This window comes from Levilactobacillus sp. LN180102 (assembly GCF_050106635.1).
Lineage (GTDB): Bacteria > Bacillota > Bacilli > Lactobacillales > Lactobacillaceae > Levilactobacillus > Levilactobacillus brevis.
Window position 1 is genome coordinate 21,638 of record NZ_JBNIIX010000010.1, and the last position, 19,891, is coordinate 41,528.

Below are 19,891 nucleotides of genomic sequence, written 5' to 3' on the forward strand. Positions count from 1 at the left end.
ACTGAAATTTAAGGAGCACATTTAAATTGTTAATCACAGGACTTATTATTGGCTGCCTGCTGATTGGCTTGGTAATTGGGTACGTGGTGCGGCAACATCATCATCGTCAAGAACTGTTAGCGGTACAGAAACAAGCCCGCGACATCATTGCTTCGGCAACGGCTGAGACGCAGCAAAAGATTGCGAAGCTGACGGCCGACAGTCGGCGTGAGACGCTTACTTACCAACAATCAGTGAAGGATGAATTAGCCGAGCAAACAAGTGATATCGCAGTTCGCGAACAGCGGCGTCAACAACGTGAACAGTTATTGGGCCAAATGGGCGTCCGGTTAGCTGACCAAACAGCGATACTGGATGAACGAAGTCAGGCTAATCGCGATCAACGCCAAAAGATTCGCGACCTCAAGGCCCAGGCACTCCAGCTACGGACTGACAGAGATGAGATGTTGGCTCAACAGGCAGGAATTGATGAACAAGCGGCTAAAGACCATGTGTTAGCCGATACGGAGTTGGACTTGAAGCGTGATCGTGATGTTGAGATTAAAGCGTTGAATGACAACGCCGTCGCAAACGCGGAGAGGTGGGCCAAGGATGTGGTATTATCGGCCACTGAAAGTGGCCCGCAAGACCTCCCTAAAGAACATTTGGAGCATACGGTGACGGTGCCTAACGGTGAAATTCGTAGTAAGATTATTGGCCGTGATGGGCAACACATTCGCTTGTTAGAAACGCTCACGGGGACCGATCTAATCTTTGTGCCAGATGATAATACAACGTTGTTTATCAGTACCCATGATCCTATTCGGCGAGAAGTGGCCCGCGTGGCGTTGACCAATTTAGTGGCTAGTCGCCGGATTTCATCGAACCAGATTGAAACCCAAGTGGAAAATGCCCAACGTGATGTAAACCACAGTTTGTGGGAAACGGGTGAGCAGACCGTCAGCGGACTGCACGTTGGTTGGATGCACCCTGATTTGATGAAGCTAATTGGACGACTCAAATACCGGACTAGTTATGGTCAAAATGTGTTGTTGCACTCAATCGAAGTGGCCCAATTAACGGGAGCGATGGCAGCGCGGTTAGGGTATAATACGCGTTTGGCGCGCCGGGCTGGCTTACTCCATGACCTTGGAAAAGCGATCGACCACGAAGTCGAGGGCACGCACGTGGAGATTGGAACGGAGTTTGCCCAGAAATATGGGGAAGATGATGTTGTGATTAACGCAATCGCTGCGCACCATGGCGACGTCGAGAAGACCTCGCCACTGGCCGAACTAGTGGCGGCAGCGGATGCGATTTCTGGTGCACGACCGGGTGCACGGAGTGAGTCTGTCGAAGACTACATTAATCGATTGCGTGCGTTGGAGAAAATTGCCAACGACCAGTCTGGTGTGGCTGAAAGTTACGCTATTCAGGCCGGTCGGGAACTGCGGATTATTGTTAAACCACAGGAGTTGGATGATACCGCCGCGGCCAATTTGACGCAGGAAGTGGCCCAACAGATTGAATCGACGCTGACTTATCCAGGTAAGATCAAAGTTACCACGATTCGTAAGTCAACGGCGGTCGAGTACGTGGGCGATGAAAAGAAAAAGAAGAGCAAGAAGAAAAAGAAGAAAGCTGCCAATGCGTAGCGTATTTTAGGGTTATGGCGAAGGTCATAGCCCTTTTTTATGCGAAATGGTGTTCGCTAAGCAACATCAGCGGTATCATAAAATGAGGAAAGGGGCGGTCACCATGAAGCAAGGGTCATTATTTGAAAATAGTCAGCGTAATACGCCATTAGCTAGTCGGGTCCGTCCGCAAACGTTGGACCAGTTCGTGGGTCAGGCACATTTGTTAGGACCAGGTAAGATTTTACGGGAACTGATTGAAAATGATCAGGTGTCCTCCATGATCTTTTGGGGACCGCCGGGTGTGGGGAAAACAACGCTGGCTGAAATTATTGCCCGGCAAACGCAAGCCACCTTTCTGAGCTTTAGCGCGGTCGATAGTAGTATCAGTAAAATCAAAAAAATTATGCATCAGGCGGAAGCTGATCGGGAAATTGGCGAGCAGACGATTGTTTTCGTGGATGAAATTCATCGTTTCAATAAAGCGCAGCAGGATGCCTTTTTACCTTACGTTGAACGGGGGAGCATTATCTTAATTGGTGCTACCACGGAGAATCCGTCGTTTGAAGTCAACTCAGCGTTGCTGTCACGGTGTAAGGTATTTGTGTTAAAGGCGTTGGCAACGGCGGATATTGACCAGTTGTTGCGTAACGCTTTGATTAATCCAGCTGGATTTTCTGGCCGGGTGACTATTGGTGATGCTGAGTTGCGAGCGATTGCCGAATTTGCCAACGGGGATGCGCGTATGGCGCTGAATACGTTAGAGATGGCCGTGTTGAATGGTGATAAGCAAGGCGACCAAGTCACGGTTACTCAGGCTGATTTGAAACAGCTGATTACCCAAAAGTTTGTGCTGTATGACAAGACGGGTGAGGAGCACTACAATATTATCTCGGCGCTACACAAGTCGATGCGCAATTCCGATCCGGATGCGGCAATTTATTGGTTGACGCGGATGCTTAGTGGCGGAGAAGACCCGCTGTATGTGGCGCGACGGCTGGTGCGCTTTGCCAGTGAGGATATTGGGTTGGCCGACACGAATGCGTTAAATGTGGCCATCAATGTTTTTCAAGCCTGTCAATTTTTGGGAATGCCAGAATGTAATGTGCATCTGGTCGAGGCAGTGACGTATTTGTCGCTGGCACCCAAATCCAATGCGATTTATAAAGCGAGTCAGGCGGCGCAAAAGGATGTCCAGCAGACCCGTGATGAACCAGTTCCACTGCAATTGCGCAATGCGCCAACGAAGCTGATGAAAGACCTGGGTTATGGGGCAGATTATCAATATGCCCATGAGTCGGCCGCTAAATTGACGACGATGCAGACCTTGCCAGAAGCTTTGCGGGGTCACGTGTATTACGAACCAACCGAGCAAGGGCGTGAGGGCCGGTTCAAAGCCCGGTTGGCCGAGATTAGACGGTGGCAACAGCAACACCGTGATTAACTAAAGGAGGGTTCCACCATGCAAACCGTTAAATTGAACAATGAGGTCACCATGCCCCAGCTAGGACTGGGCGTGTTTCAAGTCTGGGACCCAGCCGAAACGCAACAAACTGTGGAAACAGCCTTAGAATTGGGGTATCGCTTGATTGATACCGCGGCAGCCTACCATAATGAAACGGCAGTGGGTGCCGCGCTGGCTGCAAGTAAGGTGCCCCGTGAAGAGTTATTCGTGACCTCAAAATTATGGGTTCAAGATATGACCTATGCGGGCGCCCAACGCGGCGTGCGTGATTCATTGGCTAAGTTGGGGTTAGATTACTTGGATCTTTACCTGATTCATCAACCAATTGGCGATGTTTATGGGGCGTGGCGCGCCTTAGAAGAACTGTATGAAGCCGGTAAAATTCGAGCGATTGGTGTCTCAAACTTCTCGCCGGCATTATTGGCGGCGTTCACCCATTTTAACCGTATTAAGCCAGCAGTTAACCAGATTCCCATCAACGTCTTCCAACCCCAAACGGCACCGGTGGATTATCTACAGGCTAATGGCATTCAGCCAGAGGCCTGGGGACCGTTTGCCGAGGGGCGGCATGACTTGTTTACCAATGAGGTTTTGACTAAGATTGGGCAGCGATACCATAAAACACCTGCTCAAGTGGCCATTCGCTGGTTGATTCAGCGGGGCGTGGTGGTTATTCCCAAGTCAACCCATGAGCAACGACTGCAAGAGAATTTAGAAGTGTTTGATTTCGAATTGCTACCAGCTGATATGGTCGCAATTACTGAGTTAGAGATGCCACAGAACCATGTGCGGACCGCGGCTGACGTTGAGCGAATTCTCCAGATCACGGTGCATGGAGATTAGATTTAAAGAAAGCTGTCTGGTGTGAGCTGGGCAGTTTTTTTAATCACTTAACCAAATCATTTCCTAAAACTGATTCACTTATTTAGAAAAATGCCGTAAAACGGTTGAATTTTAAGGAAGAGTAAGCGATACTGGAGTTGGTTGGTTCACTGAACCATGGTGCAAATAGTGTTACCGTTTGCAAAATGACGTTGGCCGGGATAGTTAGTAATTTTAGTTAGTTGGTTTTTTAGAACTACTAACATTGAAATGACCGACTAGTAAATCAGAATTAATGAGGAGGGGATTTTATGGTCCGTCGCAGTATGAATCGTAACCAATTGCACGATCAGAATTTAAAATTTGTGCTTCAACAAATTTTTAATAATCATCCCACCTCGCGGATCGAGATTTCCCATCAGTTAAATCTTAATAAGTCCACGGTGTCATCACTATATAATACCTTGATGGCCGATGGATACTTAACGGAGCTTGGCTTAGGAGAGGCCTCGAACGCGGGTGGTCGTAAGCCAACACTAATCGAAATTAATCGAAATTATGGGTTCACGTTAACGTTTGATTTGGGGTATCGCCACCTACATGCCTTAGTGACCTATCTGAATGGTCAGGTATGGAAGTATGATCGCATTGAGACTAAGGGGCAATCCATCCATGAAATGATTGATCAAATCAATCACTACATTGCGGCCGTCCAAGCCGAAGATACGACCAGCCATGGCTTACTGGGGATCTGCTTTTCCATTCATGGAATCGTCATGGACAATCAGATCAAGACGTCGCCCTTTATTGATATGGATGGCATTGACTTGGAACAGGTCTTTTCTACCATGTATCAAGTGCCCGTGGTACTCGAAAATGAGGCCAATTTATCCGCCGTTTATGAGCGAGACTTCAATGGTGCCCGTGATTTGAATAGTACGGTTACCGTCAGCATTCACCGCGGGATTGGTGCCGGCATCATCCTTCAGCGCGAATTGTTTCGGGGTGAGCACGGCGATGCGGGTGAAATCGGGCAGACGGTCGTCAGCATTGAAATGGACGATGCGGGTGCCGGCCATCCGGTCCACGCGGAAGATATCAGTTCTGAGGATGCGATCATTCAGCAGTTAGAACAGAAAAAAGGAATTACGAATCTGGATCGTCCACAACTAGTGGCCCTTTATCAAAAACAGGACGCTGATACGCTGGCCGTTTTGACTAAATTTACTACGGCAATTGGGGGCTTGATTTATAACCTCATGCGTAGCTTGGACCCCGACGCGTTCTTTATTAACTCACCATTGGTCGAAGAAATTCCAACACTCTTGATGCAAATTCGAACGGTATATCAAAACTTAGCGCATAATGCATTGACCATTGATTTAACGCAAAATGCCCGATTAGCGACGGTTTTGGGTGGCTGTTCACTCATTACTCATCGCGCGCTAGGGTTGGATCATTATGAATTGAATTTTGAACGACCGGCTACTGAAACGACGGCTTAGATACCAAGACCCGACTTATCCTCGCGATGAGTTGGGCCTTTTTCGGTTATTTCCCGGGTTAATCGGTAATATTTTTGCAAAAGGCTTGCTGATGACGCGACGTTATCTGATATAACCAAGCTAAGGAGGTGAGATTCATGTCAACTTATACGACCGGAGAACTGGCCAAACACGTGGGCGTTTCTGTCCGCACAATTCAGTACTATGATCAGCGGGGGTTACTCACATCAATGACGACCGCCGGTGGCCGCCGTGAGTATACGGCCCAAGATATTGAACGGCTACAGCTCATTTTAGTGTTAAAAAGTATGGGCCTGAAATTAGCGGCGATCAAGGATATTCTAAATAGTCCCAATGCGACTGATGTTTTACAATTGTTGCTGACAGAGCAAGTACAGCGTTTGCGTCAAGACCAGGCCGCGACAACGACCCAACTCAAGACGGTTATCGCAGTCCAAAAAGCGCTAGCTGTGTCGGGACCCTTTCCGCTCGAATCCATTCATGACATGGATCAGCTCATGACAAATCAACAGCGGTTACGTCAAGTTCATGGAAAACTAATTATTGGTGGACTAGTCATGGATGCCATTGAGGTAGCGGGGCTCGTATATGCGTGGCTGACCGGTAACTGGTGGGTATTTGGCGGCGTCATGTTGCTCGCTTGTGGGGTAGCTGGGTGGCTAACCTACCATTACTTTCAAGCGGTGCGCTATCGCTGTCCCAACTGTCACACCGTTTTTCAACCACGATTTAAGCAGGCCTTCTGGGCCGGGCATCATCTACGGACGCGCAAATTAACGTGTCCGGCATGTGGAAAGACAACGTACTGTGTGGAAGTTGCCGCTTCGCGAGAACAGGCGTAAAAAATAATCAGCCATTCTTCTGATGAGAAATGGCTGATTATTTTATTTATATTTGACTTCTAAACGACTCATCCAGTAACCCAGGGCAATGCCCAGCAGACCAGCAACGGCGCTTAGCCCCAGGGCTAACGGCGTTACGCCAGCATAGGAGATGCTTTCAGCAGCGTGTGGATTGGGAACCAGAATCAGAATGGTACTGGCTACCACGATGCCCAAGATGAAGTGATACACCCGTGAATGGAAGCGGTGGATCAGATAGTCCATGGCTTTGGAAAAGAGCGCCATCGCTAGTACTGCGCCTAAGGCAATCGGTAAATAGACGCCCAGTAGGTTAAGCTGTTTAAAGCCAGCTAGCATGGGAGTAAAGAGACCTAAGATTAGGAGTAAGTTAGAGGGGCTTAACCCAGGAACTAAGACCCCCAGGGCAATTAAAGCGCCCGCCACGATGAAGCCACCAAAATTGGCGGGTAACGTACCAAAGAGATCACTCATGAAGTATAAGAGCCCCCCGCTGAGCAATAGGGTACCGAAAAACCAAGCCCAGTCAACGCCATCTCGGGGAGTGTGGGCGTTAGCGGTGTGCATCAGGGCGGGCAACGTGCCCACAATGGCCCCCGCAAAGCCCCACAGCACAATGACTTGCCAATGAGCCAACAGATATTCCAGCGGTGCCGATAATAGCGCGACGCCCGCGATGCCGCCCAGACCAACCGGCACAAAGTACCAGAAGTCACGACAGAAATTTTGTCGAAAATGGGCCATGAAATTTAATAAACGTTCGTATAACCCTAAAATAGCGGCGAGCACGCCCCCGGAAACACCGGGGAGAATGAAGCCTAGGGCGATGATAACGCCTTTACAGAAACGCACGATGGGGTGATCTTGCCGATTAGTCACGAATAGGTCCTCCTCAAGGGCTAAGTTAGAGTCAGCTTACCAAAAAAATTTATGCACGACAAGCCTACTGCGCGTAAGGCTAGAATAATTTAAACTTTTGGGGCTTAAGTATCTTTAAGCTAAGTTTGTCTCAAAGGCACCGTAATAAGCAAAGACATCTTTACACGCTCAGCCCAAACCATGATGTCCGGAACGCGATGAGCACTTCAGTTTATCCAATGAGAGCATACAGGTATACTTTTTATGAACAATCAACGTGTAGATATCTACCCCTGTTCAGACCTGAAAGGTTAACCTCAGGTGCCTATTAAGGAGGCGTGTTATGATACGTTCTTTTGAGATCAAACAAGATCTGCTGACCCCAGTACCTGACGGTGATTATCGAACTTATGATGTTAACTATGTCTATGGCAATAACGCTAAGATTATCTCGGATCTGAAAAATCAGTATGATTTTGATTTGGATGAAGTTTTAGCACGGGATGATGAAGTTGTCTGTGATTATGTATTTCAAAGCAGTGGCAAGAAGTTCCTTGCGATTAGCTTCTTATTGCCAGAGCTCAATAAAGGCCTGCATTTAGATAATCTAGTCACGCCAATTGCGCTCTTAATTTTTAAAGGGAAACTCATTATTGTGACGGCTCACCGAATCGCGTTTATTAGCCAACTTCTGACACAGTTTCAGCTACAAGATAGCAGCAATTTTGTCGTTGAAGTGACCTTGAAGATTTTGAAAACGAGCTTTGAACTCATGACAAATGATTTACGGCAACTAAAAGATAAGATTGATGGGCTGGAAACATCGATCTCTGAATCAGGACCAGTCAAGCCCGTGTTTGGTGAGCTATTAACGCTACAGAAGTATATGATAACGTTGTCTTCGACCTATGATGCCAATAAGAAGATTGTTGATTTTTTGGATAAACACTTCAATGATATCGAGTCGTTTAACCGGGAAAACGAAAAAATTATCATGAAACTCTACGATAAAATTGACACCATGAATCGTATTCTCAAGCTATATGGTGCCTATCTGGATAACTTTGAAACGATGATTAACAATATGTCATCGTTCCAATTAAATTCGATTATGAAGGTTTTGACGGAAATATCGATTGTTTTAACGATTCCGACAATGGTCTATGGCTTGTGGGGGATCAACGTGCCGGTGCCGTTTGCCAAAAGTGATGCGGGTATTTTGGCGGTAGTGATCATTTCATTTATTCTAAGTGTAGTGGTGTGGTTATGGCTTCGGCGGCGAAAGTATCTTTAAAGGCGCCACCGATTAAATTAAAGTCAGCGTTTGATAAGCCAATAAATAAGGTTAGTGTGGTTCTGTGGCGTGATGACATCTGTCTTGAGGGCCTTTTTTCACGATGGCAATGAGCCGACCCCCTTAACCTGTCCGGGCGCAAGAAGATGGGGCTGGCAGACCTTCTTGACACGTTCTAGCGGCCCACGTATAATGCAACAGTCAAATTTAATTAAGCGATTAACGACTAAGGAGAGATACTATTACAGAACTTTGTACACAATTAAAAGGAGCTAGGATTAATCAGGGCCTGTCCCAAAATGAGGTTGCGACTATTCTACACGTGACGCGACAGTCAATTTCAAAATGGGAAAATGGACGGGGATATCCGGATTTAGATAATTTGGTTCGACTGAGTGATATTTATCAGTTGTCAATTGACGAGCTCATCCGTGAGAATACCGAGCTGGCATCTAAAATTCAGGTTAGTAATGCGGAAATTAAAAAGAAACAGGTTCAATTAAAAAAGGTCAACACAGAGATTCATCAAAATACCGATGAAGGTCTGATATTGATCTTGTTAGTATTAGCGTCAGCTTTAATTCCACCGATTGGTATGGTGCTGCCACTGTATGCGATTTGGCGAAATACCAAGTATAATAGTCTTCATAAAACGATTATTGTCATATCGATTTTGGTTATGATTGTTAGCTTAATGGGTACATATGTGATTATTGATGATAATTGGATTACACCATCTAAGACGGTGGTTTATCAGGTTAAGTGAACGTAACGTATAACTTACCCTTTTGCATATGAGCAGATAAAGCTGCTTGATGCTTAACGGTACCAATTGAACGAGATATAGCGTTACCTTACTGGCAAAATCTTTGGTCATGTATGTCTTAGTGATCGCACCAAGACGGGTACTGACCTTGATGTTTGAAACATTTTTAATTTTATTACCTGAGGTAACGATGGTATAACTGGCGGACCAAGATAACGCCGAGCTATGAGCCACATGTAAAGTTGCGGCGTTAGCCTTTACTGATCCACCGCATAGAATGATGAAGCAAGTGAATACGATAGTTATAAGTTTACGCATAGATTTAACCTCCTGATTTGAGGTTAAATCTATGCGTTGAAGTACATAAGGAACACCCCGTTTACAAGGGGAAACGATTGGATTACGTTGAAAAAGTAAGGATTAACTAGACCCAAAGTTGATATCCGAGGCCTCATACTTTGGATTTAGATGAACCCGGCTTACCTAACTTAAAAACATTCTCTACTTGTTAAAAATAGGTGGAGGGATAATAAAGATGGGTTGCAAAGTTATCTATAGTGAGGAAATTAAGTCGTTACACCTCTATATGTAAACATCCCGCTTCTCTTAAAAAGGCAAACTTCTTGGTATATTTATTTCTGCTGACGTCGGCACAAAGAAATAGTAATAAATAATTGAGGAGTTGTTCTTATCAAATTTTCAAAAAAACTTTTAGACTTAGCTTTAGGCTTAGCTGCCATGGTTTCAGTGAATATTCTCTACACAAATGTTGCTAATGCTTCAGATGCAACTGGTAATTCGGATGCAGCAATGATAACGATTTCTGACTCAAATGATATTTATAAACAATTTGAGAAGGAAGCAAAATCATTGTACAATCAGGCGTTATTGCCTCAGGATCTACAGAAACAAATGCAAGCCCTTATTAAAAAGTACGATGGTGCTGAAGTTTCATATAATATTAACGAAAATGATAGTCCTAACGTTAATAAGCGCGTTGGGGTCATGCGATCAATTACAAAGCCAGCCTCGGTACAAGAAAAATTTGTTGACGGCGGAGTTAATGATTATGCGAAATCCAAGTCGGCGCTTGGTAAGTTACGAACCTATTATGGTACATGTGAGAACTTAATTCTTGCAGGTGGGACTATTGCAGGTGCATTTGCCGGACCAATAGGGGCAGCTGCGAGAGCATTTGGCGGAAAAATCTTAGGAAAACGTTGTTCTCAAGCACAAAGTGACGTAAAAAAGATGATTAATAAAAAGCGATCAAAAGGAGGATGTCGTATGACGCTGACTGACGAATTTCCAATTGGATCCGTTAACTTAAAAAAACAAGTTAGTATCTAATTCAGGTGGGGTACTTTAATGAGGAGGATATTATGATTTTACTCATAACGATCGGATTTATTTACCTAGTTACGGTTATCTCAATCCTTTTTTATAAACATCTTCATAAAGATTTTGAAATGTCTAATTATCAGAAGGCTATTTTAACCGTTTTAACTATTTTATTTCTTGTAGTGATTTATTCTGCCATAATGGCAACTGTAAATTGAATATCAAAATATGTATAGGGATGGCGAATAAGTTCACCTAATATTAGTATATTACAAGCTCATAGTGGTAAAGAAACTATGAAATTGTTTGGCACGGTGCTGCAAAGAAAGGGAACGTGGACGTTTATATTAGTGCCGGTATGTTGAACATGGCAAAAAAACAAGGATTTAACGTACTGGCACAAATCCGCCTACTACCATTAGGCGCTGTGGGTGGTGCCATTGGTGTTGCACTTCGGTTTGGATTAGCACGGCCTCCGGCAAGGGATTTGCTAAGGGGCGCGTATTCCACTTCAAAGGTGGTAAGTATAAATCATGGTCATATCAATAAAGAGAATACTTTTAGTGTTGTTTAGCATTTTGGTTGGCGTATTTGCGGCAATCAACTTTAAGTGTGCTTTGAAAATGAGAATTATTTTGGCTGTCGCGTTTTCAATTGCAAATATTTTTTCGTCTTTGTATACGTTGTCGCATTGGAGAGAGTTACGTGAAGATCATTATAGTCAATCGCAATACTTTTTAATGTTCATAGTAATGGAGGCTGCTTTGTGGGTATTTACGGCACTAGTTCCTAGTGGCCTGACCGGTATCGTTTCGTGGCTTTGGCTGGCAGCCATTAATCTCTGTTTTTTCGGTATTTTGGTGATCATTGCAATTTTCTATGAGAGACTTTGGAGAAAACGTTAGATAAAATTAACTGAGGTCATCACCGTGGGTTACGATGATGGCCTCTTTTGGCGGGAGTTAGCCGGTTTCAGCAAACACCGTAACGGTAGTGAGTTGATGAAATGGCAGTAACAGAAGGATTAGGTTACGTAACTATCTTATATGCTATGTGACAATCGGGATCATGGCATATATTTACCTGTGTTGTGGCCAACGGTTTCAGTTTTAATTGGTCGAGTTTAAAGCGCATGTTTATTGGTTTGCTAGTTGCTATTGTTGTTATTGAAGTTTTTGAGTATATTTCAACGAAGAGAAAGTAGCTTCTGTAATAAGGCTTAGCATTAATCTGAGCCACTAAAGGGGAATAGTCTAAATGAAAACTAACTCGCGTTGGACGGAAGCTCTAGCTAATCAGTACAGTACTTCTACGCTAAAAAAAATTCCGTATGTGATGATAATTGTTTTATTAATATGCATCGCTTTGATGTTAGTGGGCCGTGCTTCTTGGGGATTCAGCCTGTTAACGTTAGATTTTTTCATGCTGGCAGACTATTTAACGGTTAAATTGGCGCAAAAGAATATCAATGTTATCTTCAGTATTTTATTGGGAACGCTAATTTCTGTCATAGTCACTGGGATAGTTATATTAGGTTTGGGTTTGTTGTTTAAATGGTGATTGCAGGACAAAACACATTCTTAATCTGACCATCAGACCGTATAAAATATCTGCTGATAGGCGTCTCTGCCTATTCGTTAAGTCTTAAGCTACAGGTGTATCACTGATACAGCAGGCTATTTGGGATGATAGCTCACTCAGAGTCTGATTCTTAGTAAGCGGTTAAGCTTGAACCAGCATTCGATAGCGGATACAATGAGACTATAAAAAGTGACGACTGATTTGGACAGTCGCCACAAGTTCGCAAGTCTAGTGCGGTATTATGGGGAGCTACTTCTTTTAGAAGTGGCTTTTTTGATTATCCGATAGGCTCTAGCCAAATTGACTATCGCTAAGGATAACACGTAGGCTGCCATTGCGAACCCCCGCCCCTAATACCTTTCTCACTAATAGAGTCATGTTCAATCGCCCCCTAGTCTAGAATATGGGAGGACGTAACCGACTACCTTGCTGAGCCAGTCGCCGGGTAGCTAATCCCGGTCACTGGCTGTGGCTTTAATCTAGCCGACAGCACCCTTGATGTAGATATATATTGCGCTAACTAGTTGGTCATTAATACGATTAAAATAAGACCGGTCTTCTCAGAAATCTACTTTCCGAAAAGACCGATCTTATTTGGGATTAATTACTTTTCTTTTGGCTGAGACCAGTAATGTGCCCGGGTCAACAGGTCACGTGAACGGTCATCGGCAGGGACGAAACCACGGTTGAATAGGTGCTTGAAGTACATCATGTTATAGATAGAACCCCAGAGAACACGAAGTAGAAAGCTTAATGCTGACGTATACTGGACTAATTGTGCTTCACCACTAACACTCATCAATAGAAGCATCTGGACTCCGAGTTCAACACCCATCATACATAGGAAGTTATACCAATCAGCCCGGAAAATACTAGGGAAGGCATCAAATAAAAATGACGTCCACGAAAACCCAACCTTAGCGATCCGCATGTTTCCCGTCTCAGGATTCACGACGGTCGCGTAGTTCGGTGGCAACGGAAATCCTTGTGGACCGTCGCCGTTATTATTCTGATCGTCATTGAAGCCCTTGAAAGGATCTTGCATGTCATTTGCCAACTTTCTTAAAATTCGGTCATTAATCGTTAAATAAAAGTCTAACACGAAACAGCGGGTCTGCCTATTAATCTATTGACGACGCGTTAATTTAACGACTGCTTCACAGCGGGCAGTTTGGGGCATCATGTCAACGGACTGGATATACTCAACCCGATAGTCAGCCGTCAGGTCAACCAGATCTTTAGCCAGCGTCGATGGGTTGCAGGAAACGTAGACCAGCTTACTTGGCCGAATGGCAAGAATGGTTTCAATTAACGTAGCATCTAAGCCGGTACGCGGTGGATCAACCACGATGGCGTCGGGACGGAAGCCCGCCATGACCCATTTAGGCAATAGGTCTTCGGCTGTACCAACTTCATAGTGCGCATTGGTAATCCCATTAGCCGCGGCGTTAGCGTTCGCATCATCGACGGCTTCGGGAATAATTTCCATTCCGCGAACCTCGGCAGCGACATCGGCTAATGACAGCCCGATCGTGCCGATACCGGCGTAGGCATCAACGACCGTTTGCCCGGGTTGTAAGTCGAGGGCTTTCTTGGCCTCATCATAGAGGACTTCCGTTTGTGCCGGATTGAGTTGGAGAAAGGCTCGCGCTGACAGTTTGAAGGTCAAGTCGCCCAGCTTTTCCGTAATTGCCTCGGCACCAGCCAAGTGGCGAGTATCATCGCCCCATACCAATGAGGTTTCACCGGGGTTAATGTTTTGCATCACTGAGGTTACTTGGGGCAGCTCATTAGCAATGCGCTCCAGCAATTCGCGTTTATGCGGGAGCTTAGGCGAGTTGGTGATGAAGACCAGTTGCACGTCGTCAGTGTGTGCCGCGGCCCGCACGACCAAAGTTTTGACAATCCCTGATTTTTGTTCTTCATCGTAGATCGGCATATCAAGGTCTTGCAGCATAGCGACCACAGCTCGCATGACGGTCATGGTGACAGGCATTTGGACGGAGCAGGTTGGTAGGTCGATTAAATCATGACTCCGTTCAGCGTATAAGCCGGCTTCGACTTGACCCTCGGCGTTACGGCGAACTTGGAACTGAGCTTTGTTGCGGTAGCCATAAGGATCTTTCATTCCCAAGGTTGGCCGCAAGTCATAACTGTGAAAGCCCTCGGGTTGGTAACGTTCCAGAGCCTGAGCGACCACGTCTCGTTTAAAGGCCAGCTGGGCTGGGTAATCCAAATGTTCCAGTTCAAAGCCGCCGACTTGATCGGCGTAACTGTCGCGGGGTTCCACTCGGTGGGGGCTGGTTTTACGGATTCGGTGAACTTTAGCCCGCAAATAACGGGTAGCCACACTGGTCACTTCGACCACGGCTTCTTCGTTGGTTAAAGCACCGGGAACAAAAACGGCCATCCGTTTGTAGTACCCGATCCCCTCACCGTTAATGCCCATGCGCTTGATGGTCAGTGGAAAGCGTTGACCAACCTCGACTTGCACCCGTTCCGTTTGCCGGGCACGTCGTTGGTCTTGATGGGGCCGTTGATTGCGGTCACGATGGTAACCGCGATGGTTCTTAGATTCATAATTTGCCATATTTTCTCCTAAACTTGATGACATCTCTTAGACAAGACTGTTGTGTCCCTAATTTACGTGACGAGAGACACAATACCGTCGCCTATTATACCAAACTTTACTGGTATTCGGGAGTTCGGCAGTTTTTGGTATTTTAGAAGTCGCTTCCATAGGCAAAAACTGGCGAGTTCGGTACAATTAGAGGGATCGTTTAATTTAAGGGAGGGGTCGTTGTGAGCTTGCTAGAGCTTCAACATGTTGGGTATCGCGTTGGAGATACCCCGATTTTGCAAGACGTAAACCTCAAGATTGATAAACAAGAATGGGTGACCATTGCCGGTCCATCCGGTAGTGGCAAATCCACGCTGGTCCGGATTATCGCATCGTTACTAAGTAAGACCAGCGGTGAGTTGCGGTTTGCGGGGCAGCCGATTGAAAGTTATGATCCCATCGCCTATCGACGGCGAGTCTCGTATGCCTTTCAGCAACCCACACTATTTGGCGAAACGGTGGCCGATAACCTGGCCTTTCCGTATCAGATTCGCCAAGAACCGTTTGACCAGCAACGGGCGATTACCGCGCTGGAATATGTGGGATTGGGTGAGGCCGATCTAACGAAACATGTGACCGACCTATCTGGTGGACAGCGCCAACGAGTGGCTTTATTACGAAATGTGATGATTTATCCCGAAGTACTTATCTTAGATGAAGTTACGGCGGGGCTAGATGTCGAAAATAAAACGTTTGTGTGGAATATGATTCAGCATTTTAACCAAGATGACCACTTAACGATTATTGCTATCACCCACGACCAAAGCGAAATTGAATCGGCTAAACGCTTGGTGACGATTGAGAATGGTCAGATTGTCGGAGGTGTCCAATGAACTTAGCAGTGAATAATCAATCTTTGTTGTTAGCACTCGGGTTAGTCGTAATTGCCTTAGCCATTGGTTGGAAGGAAAAGCTGGGCATTGATCGTGGCATGATTATCGGGGTTGTCCGGGCCGTCATTCAACTCTTTGTGGTCGGCTATTTGCTGAAGTCGGTTTTTCGGGTTAATAATCTGTGGCTGACGCTCATTTTAATTTTAATTATTATTTTTAATGCCGGCTACAATGCCAAGCAACGTAGCAACGGGATTCCGCGAGCCTTGCCGATTTCGATTGCGGCGATTTTTCTGAGTACGGGCGTCACATTAGGCGTTCTTATGTTGGCGGGAGCCATTCGGTTCATTCCAGCACAGATGATCCCCATCTCCGGGATGATTGCGTCGAACTCAATGGTGGCGATTGGCCTGTGCTATCGCAACTTGAACGCCCAATTCAAGCAAGAACGACAAGCCGTTTTAGAGAAGTTGGCGTTGGGGGCGGACCTAAAAGACGCGTCACGAGATATTTTGCGTGACAGTATTAAAACGGGCATGCAACCCACAATTGATTCGGCCAAAACGGTGGGAATCGTTAGTCTACCGGGGATGATGTCGGGCCTGATTTTTGCCGGAGTTGACCCCGTTCGGGCGATTAAGTACCAGATTATGGTGACCTTCATGTTGATGTCGGCCACCAGTATTGGCTCGGTGTTAGCGTGTTATTGGGCCTACAAAGGCTTCTACAATGAGCGTAAACAGTTGATTAATTAGGAAAAATTCAGGAGGTAATGTGCTATGACACAACGAAAAGTAGCGTTGGTAACCGGAGCTTCTTCCGGGATTGGAAATGCGATTGCTCGGAGCCTGCACCGCAATGGCGTGCAGGTATATGCCGGTGCGCGACGGGTGAGCCGGATGAATGACTTAGATGACCTCGGTATTACCACGTTGGCCTTGGACGTAACGGATCCGGCGAGTGTCGAGCATGTCGTTGACCGGATTGTTGGCGAGACTGGTCGGGTGGATATTCTCGTTAATAATGCCGGGTATGGTCTGATGGGTGCCCTGGAAGATGTGCCAATGGATCAAGCGCAGGCCCAGTTTGACGTGAACCTATTTGGTGCGGCGCGGTTGATTCAATCGGTGCTCCCCATGATGCGGCAACAACACAGCGGTCGGATCATTAACATTACCTCTGTGGATGGGAAGATTGCCCAACCACTAGCTAGCTGGTATGTTGCTTCCAAATTCGCTCTAGAAGGCCTATCCGATGCCTTACGGTTGGAATTATTTCCTTTGGGGATTGACACCATCGTGATTGAACCGGGGGCGATTCAGTCAGAATGGGCTGACATTGCAGCTAACCATTTACGTGAAACGTCAGCGGTGGGGCCCTATAAACCAACAGCCGATCGGGCCGCTGCGATTTTACAAGCGGTCAAGCGCTTTTCTAGTAAACCACAGGTGATTGCGCGATTGGTCGATCGAGCGGCACTATCACGGCGGCCCAAGACTCGTTACCATGCGGGGGCTGGTAGTCAGGCAGTCGTCGCCCGGCGCTTCCTATCCGATAAGACCATCGATCGGTTGTGGTGGTTAATCGGTGAAGCAACGCAACGCATTAAACGTTAAGCTAAGTTTGATTGCCGTTGCGGCAAAAACTGTTATACTAAAAATAACCAAAACACTAGGGGTGTCCACAAATGGGCTGAGATATGGCAACGCCATGATCCCTTAGAACCTGTCAAGTTCAGACTTGCGGAGGGAACGTGTCGTGGCACCCAAATGAATTATAGTCGGGCCACCGGTTTCTCTTTGTGAGTACACCGGTGGCCTTTTTATGGCCTAACGAATAAAGTCAAGTGGCGTTGACCCTGTTAACTAGCGGGTCATTCAGCGGAACCGGGGCCGTCATAAATCACCTGACTGGCAGATTATCCGGCTCATTTTGCTGGTACAGTCCAAGTGCTTGGTGACGCAGATGCTCGCAAAGAAAAGGGGAGGACCTTACCATGAAATTAGCTTTACTTGATGACCTACGGACCCAGAACCCAATTGTCTTTAACATCTCCAACTTTGTCACGGTGCAGGATGTGGCGAACGGCCTTAATGCGTTAGGGGCGTCGCCGATTATGTCCGAAGAACCAGCCGAAGCCGGTGAAATGGTGGGCTTGGCTGGTGGCGTGTGCTTGAACCTGGGAGCATTTACGCAAGCTCAGATTCAACAAATTCGGACGGTCGGCCAACAAGCTAACGCCCAGCATAAGCCGCTAGTGATTGATCCCGTTGCAGTTGGGGCCGTGCGGTATCGTAAGCAAGTGGCCACGGGGCTTTTGGCGGATTTCCATCCCGATGTCGTCCGGGGAAACGCTGGGGAAATTGCGGCGCTAGCCGATATTTCATGGCAAGCTAAGGGGATCGATGCCGGGGAAGGTGCGGGAGATCTTGTGGCGATTGCCCAAGCCTGTGCCCAGAAGCTGGATTGCGTCGTGATCTTATCGGGGCCAACGGATATTATTACCGATGGTACGCGGGTGGTGAAGGTCCTGAATGGCACGCCATTGTTCCAAGTACACGTGGGGTCTGGTGATATGCTGTCGAGTATTGTGGCGGCTTTCTGTGCCGTGACACCGGACACCTTTGAAGCGGCGCAAACGGCTTGCTTGGTCTTTGCGGCGATTGGCCAACGGGTCGTACAAGCGGTGCCTGACGTTGGTGCGGGCAGTTTCACGGTGCATTTATTAGATGCTTTACAATCCACAACGGTGGCTCAAATTGAAGCCGTTGCGGCTTATGAATAATCTCTTGGAAGGGAAGTAGCATGATGGCAAATGAATTTCCACAAACGTTAACCATCGCCGGGACTGATAGTGGCGGTGGCGCCGGTATCATGGCGGATCTCAAAACCATGCAGGCGTGTCAAGTCTTCGGTGCGGCGGTTGTCGTCGCTGTAACGGCGCAAAATACACTTGGGGTGCAGGACTTTATGGCCCTGCCACAAAAATTAATTGATGAACAATTTGCGTCGTTAGCGGCCGATTTAAAAATTCGAGCGTGCAAAACAGGCATGCTGGCTGATGCGGCACACGTTCATGGCGTCGTGGAAAACCTCAAGAAGTATGATTTTGGTTTATTGACGGTCGATCCCGTGATGATTGCCAAAGGTGGCGCGGCTCTGCTGGCTGATGACGCGGTGACGACCGTACGTGATGAACTGGTGCCATTGGCCGATGTGTTGACGCCCAATTTACCAGAAGCGGAACGACTGACGGGGCTAACAATTACCGATAATCGGGGGATGGAAGCGGCGGCCATGGCCTTACAAGATCTCGGCGCTAAGAATGTTGTGATTAAGGGTGGTCATGAAGCAACGCCCGATCAAGCGAGTGACTTTGTCTTACTGGTAGACGGCCGTTCATTTTGGTTATCGGCTGCGCGGATGGATACCGTGCGCACACACGGGACAGGTGATACACTGTCATCTTGCATTACCGCAGCGCTGGCTAAGGGCGAAGACTTTGAAACGGCGATCCGTATAGCTAAAGACTTCGTAACCGCAGCGATTGCCAATCCAATTGCGGTGGGCAACGGTCACGGACCACTGAATCACTGGGCTTATAATCAAGGAGGCGCGGAATAATGTCAGTAACGTTTGAACCAGGTCTGTTACGGGCCTACTTTGTAGCGGGGAGCCAAGATGTTCCGGGGCAGGATTTGCGAGATGTCCTAGCGAAAATGTTGGCAGCTGGAATTACCGCCTTTCAATTCCGGGATAAGGCGACGAGTACCTTGACGCCGGAACAACGCCTAGCTTTGGGCCGGGACTTACGGGCACAGTGTCGCGCGGCCAACGTGCCCTTTATCGTGGATGATGACGTTGACCTCGCCTTAGCACTTGATGCCGATGGGATTCACGTCGGGCAAAGCGACCAGCGGATTCAGCAGGTCATTCAGGCGGTTGCTGGCCACAATATTTTCGTTGGGCTGTCGTGTTCGACGATGGCTGAAGTTACTGCGGCTAATGCGATTGCTGGCATTGACTACCTTGGTAGCGGCCCGATTTTTCCAACCACCTCTAAAGCTGATGCCGATCCAGTGGTGGGGACTGCCGGCCTACAAAAGTTGGTGGCCCAGTCCCGGGTTCCCGTGGTCGCCATCGGCGGGGTTACGGTCGATTCTTTACCGGCCATTGCGGAAACGGGTGCCGCCGGTGTGGCCGTGATTACCTTACTGACGCACAGTCACGATGTTGATGCTGATACGGCGGCGATGCGTCAAGCCTTCAGTAAATAATTTAATCGCTAAAGTGATTGTCGGCCGACCTTAAA

General features: G+C 47.1%; 19 protein-coding genes and 1 riboswitch. Of the genes, 16 read left to right on the forward strand and 3 right to left on the reverse strand.

Annotation, left to right across the window (positions count from 1 at the left end):
• The first annotated feature begins 26 nt into the window (after positions 1 to 26).
• The 5 genes from rny to ACP4IT_RS07260 all read left to right on the forward strand — a co-directional run bounded on the left by rny (position 27) and on the right by ACP4IT_RS07260 (position 6,268).
• Positions 27 to 1,634, forward strand: coding sequence for a ribonuclease Y (gene rny, locus ACP4IT_RS07240; RefSeq protein WP_114684559.1), 1,608 nt, complete (start codon positions 27 to 29; stop codon positions 1,632 to 1,634).
• 103 nt (positions 1,635 to 1,737) lie between these two features.
• Entirely contained in the window at positions 1,738 to 3,057 is a 1,320-nt protein-coding gene (locus ACP4IT_RS07245) for a replication-associated recombination protein A (RefSeq protein WP_426855400.1), read from the forward strand.
• Between the two features lie 18 nt (positions 3,058 to 3,075).
• Complete coding sequence (locus ACP4IT_RS07250; RefSeq protein WP_156646678.1) at positions 3,076 to 3,921, forward strand: aldo/keto reductase; 846 nt, start codon at positions 3,076 to 3,078, stop codon at positions 3,919 to 3,921.
• Between the two features lie 290 nt (positions 3,922 to 4,211).
• The gene (locus ACP4IT_RS07255; protein ID WP_156646680.1) at positions 4,212 to 5,405 is read left to right on the forward strand and encodes an ROK family protein; all 1,194 of its coding nucleotides are present in this window, start codon (positions 4,212 to 4,214) and stop codon (positions 5,403 to 5,405) included.
• A gap of 137 nt (positions 5,406 to 5,542) precedes the next feature.
• The gene (locus ACP4IT_RS07260; protein ID WP_097545661.1) at positions 5,543 to 6,268 is read left to right on the forward strand and encodes a MerR family transcriptional regulator; all 726 of its coding nucleotides are present in this window, start codon (positions 5,543 to 5,545) and stop codon (positions 6,266 to 6,268) included.
• A gap of 42 nt (positions 6,269 to 6,310) precedes the next feature.
• Here ACP4IT_RS07260 and ACP4IT_RS07265 read toward each other — a convergent pair whose 3' ends face one another.
• Positions 6,311 to 7,165: a DUF368 domain-containing protein gene (locus ACP4IT_RS07265; RefSeq protein ID WP_426855403.1), complete on the reverse strand. Its 855-nt coding sequence runs from the start codon at positions 7,163 to 7,165 to the stop codon at positions 6,311 to 6,313.
• 322 nt (positions 7,166 to 7,487) lie between these two features.
• Between ACP4IT_RS07265 and ACP4IT_RS07270 the strand changes: the two genes are divergently transcribed.
• The 5 genes from ACP4IT_RS07270 (at position 7,488) to ACP4IT_RS07290 (ending at position 12,105) form a co-directional block, all read left to right on the forward strand.
• Positions 7,488 to 8,438, forward strand: coding sequence for a magnesium transporter CorA family protein (locus tag ACP4IT_RS07270; protein ID WP_087716534.1), 951 nt, complete (start codon positions 7,488 to 7,490; stop codon positions 8,436 to 8,438).
• Positions 8,439 to 8,679: 241 nt separating this feature from the next.
• Positions 8,680 to 9,204 (forward strand): helix-turn-helix domain-containing protein, encoded by a 525-nt coding sequence (locus ACP4IT_RS07275; RefSeq protein WP_267160828.1) that lies wholly within the window; start codon positions 8,680 to 8,682, stop codon positions 9,202 to 9,204.
• A gap of 738 nt (positions 9,205 to 9,942) precedes the next feature.
• A complete protein-coding gene (locus ACP4IT_RS07280; RefSeq protein ID WP_156646684.1) occupies positions 9,943 to 10,554 on the forward strand; it encodes a glycine zipper family protein in 612 nt (203 codons plus the stop codon).
• Between the two features lie 554 nt (positions 10,555 to 11,108).
• Positions 11,109 to 11,450: a hypothetical protein gene (locus ACP4IT_RS07285; protein ID WP_251933074.1), complete on the forward strand. Its 342-nt coding sequence runs from the start codon at positions 11,109 to 11,111 to the stop codon at positions 11,448 to 11,450.
• 352 nt (positions 11,451 to 11,802) lie between these two features.
• Entirely contained in the window at positions 11,803 to 12,105 is a 303-nt protein-coding gene (locus ACP4IT_RS07290) for a hypothetical protein (RefSeq protein ID WP_024855368.1), read from the forward strand.
• Positions 12,106 to 12,730: 625 nt separating this feature from the next.
• Here the strand turns inward: ACP4IT_RS07290 and ACP4IT_RS07295 are convergent.
• Positions 12,731 to 13,171, reverse strand: a complete 441-nt coding sequence (locus tag ACP4IT_RS07295) for a hypothetical protein (RefSeq protein WP_024526256.1) — start codon at positions 13,169 to 13,171, stop codon at positions 12,731 to 12,733.
• 81 nt (positions 13,172 to 13,252) lie between these two features.
• On the reverse strand, positions 13,253 to 14,716 hold the full coding sequence (rlmD, locus tag ACP4IT_RS07300) for a 23S rRNA (uracil(1939)-C(5))-methyltransferase RlmD (protein WP_011668880.1): 1,464 nt from the start codon (positions 14,714 to 14,716) through the stop codon (positions 13,253 to 13,255).
• A gap of 212 nt (positions 14,717 to 14,928) precedes the next feature.
• On the opposite strand from rlmD, the gene ACP4IT_RS07305 reads away from it, so the two are divergent.
• The 6 genes from ACP4IT_RS07305 to thiE all read left to right on the forward strand — a co-directional run bounded on the left by ACP4IT_RS07305 (position 14,929) and on the right by thiE (position 19,856).
• The gene (locus ACP4IT_RS07305; RefSeq protein ID WP_259030973.1) at positions 14,929 to 15,579 is read left to right on the forward strand and encodes an ABC transporter ATP-binding protein; all 651 of its coding nucleotides are present in this window, start codon (positions 14,929 to 14,931) and stop codon (positions 15,577 to 15,579) included.
• Positions 15,576 to 16,334 carry an ABC transporter permease gene (locus ACP4IT_RS07310; protein ID WP_259030974.1) on the forward strand — a complete coding sequence of 253 codons (759 nt, stop codon included), beginning with the start codon at positions 15,576 to 15,578 and terminating at the stop codon, positions 16,332 to 16,334. The genes ACP4IT_RS07305 and ACP4IT_RS07310 overlap by 4 nt, the downstream gene beginning before the upstream one ends.
• 24 nt (positions 16,335 to 16,358) lie before the next feature.
• The gene (locus tag ACP4IT_RS07315) at positions 16,359 to 17,195 is read left to right on the forward strand and encodes an oxidoreductase (protein WP_015474369.1); all 837 of its coding nucleotides are present in this window, start codon (positions 16,359 to 16,361) and stop codon (positions 17,193 to 17,195) included.
• A gap of 47 nt (positions 17,196 to 17,242) precedes the next feature.
• Positions 17,243 to 17,348: riboswitch (TPP riboswitch) on the forward strand.
• A 227-nt stretch (positions 17,349 to 17,575) separates the two neighbouring features.
• Positions 17,576 to 18,364, forward strand: coding sequence for a hydroxyethylthiazole kinase (gene thiM, locus ACP4IT_RS07320; protein WP_015474368.1), 789 nt, complete (start codon positions 17,576 to 17,578; stop codon positions 18,362 to 18,364).
• A 23-nt stretch (positions 18,365 to 18,387) separates the two neighbouring features.
• The gene (gene thiD / locus ACP4IT_RS07325; protein ID WP_024855369.1) at positions 18,388 to 19,203 is read left to right on the forward strand and encodes a bifunctional hydroxymethylpyrimidine kinase/phosphomethylpyrimidine kinase; all 816 of its coding nucleotides are present in this window, start codon (positions 18,388 to 18,390) and stop codon (positions 19,201 to 19,203) included.
• Entirely contained in the window at positions 19,203 to 19,856 is a 654-nt protein-coding gene (gene thiE / locus ACP4IT_RS07330) for a thiamine phosphate synthase (protein ID WP_267160782.1), read from the forward strand. Before thiD ends, thiE begins: the two co-directional genes overlap by 1 nt.
• The last annotated feature ends 35 nt before the right edge of the window (positions 19,857 to 19,891 follow it).

Bases quoted from the DNA above. Each gene is read 5' to 3' on its own strand.
- ACP4IT_RS07280 (WP_156646684.1), top strand. From the start codon at position 9,943: ATGGTTTCAGTGAATATTCTCTACACAAATGTTGCTAATGCTTCAGAT.
- thiM (WP_015474368.1), top strand. From the start codon at position 17,576: ATGAAATTAGCTTTACTTGATGACCTACGGACCCAGAACCCAATTGTC.
- ACP4IT_RS07245 (WP_426855400.1), top strand. From the start codon at position 1,738: ATGAAGCAAGGGTCATTATTTGAAAATAGTCAGCGTAATACGCCATTA.
- ACP4IT_RS07310 (WP_259030974.1), top strand. From the start codon at position 15,576: ATGAACTTAGCAGTGAATAATCAATCTTTGTTGTTAGCACTCGGGTTA.
- ACP4IT_RS07255 (WP_156646680.1), top strand. From the start codon at position 4,212: ATGGTCCGTCGCAGTATGAATCGTAACCAATTGCACGATCAGAATTTA.
- ACP4IT_RS07250 (WP_156646678.1), top strand. From the start codon at position 3,076: ATGCAAACCGTTAAATTGAACAATGAGGTCACCATGCCCCAGCTAGGA.
- ACP4IT_RS07315 (WP_015474369.1), top strand. From the start codon at position 16,359: ATGACACAACGAAAAGTAGCGTTGGTAACCGGAGCTTCTTCCGGGATT.
- ACP4IT_RS07260 (WP_097545661.1), top strand. From the start codon at position 5,543: ATGTCAACTTATACGACCGGAGAACTGGCCAAACACGTGGGCGTTTCT.
- ACP4IT_RS07290 (WP_024855368.1), top strand. From the start codon at position 11,803: ATGAAAACTAACTCGCGTTGGACGGAAGCTCTAGCTAATCAGTACAGT.
- ACP4IT_RS07295 (WP_024526256.1), bottom strand. From the start codon at position 13,171: ATGCAAGATCCTTTCAAGGGCTTCAATGACGATCAGAATAATAACGGC.
- ACP4IT_RS07270 (WP_087716534.1), top strand. From the start codon at position 7,488: ATGATACGTTCTTTTGAGATCAAACAAGATCTGCTGACCCCAGTACCT.
- rlmD (WP_011668880.1), bottom strand. From the start codon at position 14,716: ATGGCAAATTATGAATCTAAGAACCATCGCGGTTACCATCGTGACCGC.
- thiE (WP_267160782.1), top strand. From the start codon at position 19,203: ATGTCAGTAACGTTTGAACCAGGTCTGTTACGGGCCTACTTTGTAGCG.
- thiD (WP_024855369.1), top strand. From the start codon at position 18,388: ATGGCAAATGAATTTCCACAAACGTTAACCATCGCCGGGACTGATAGT.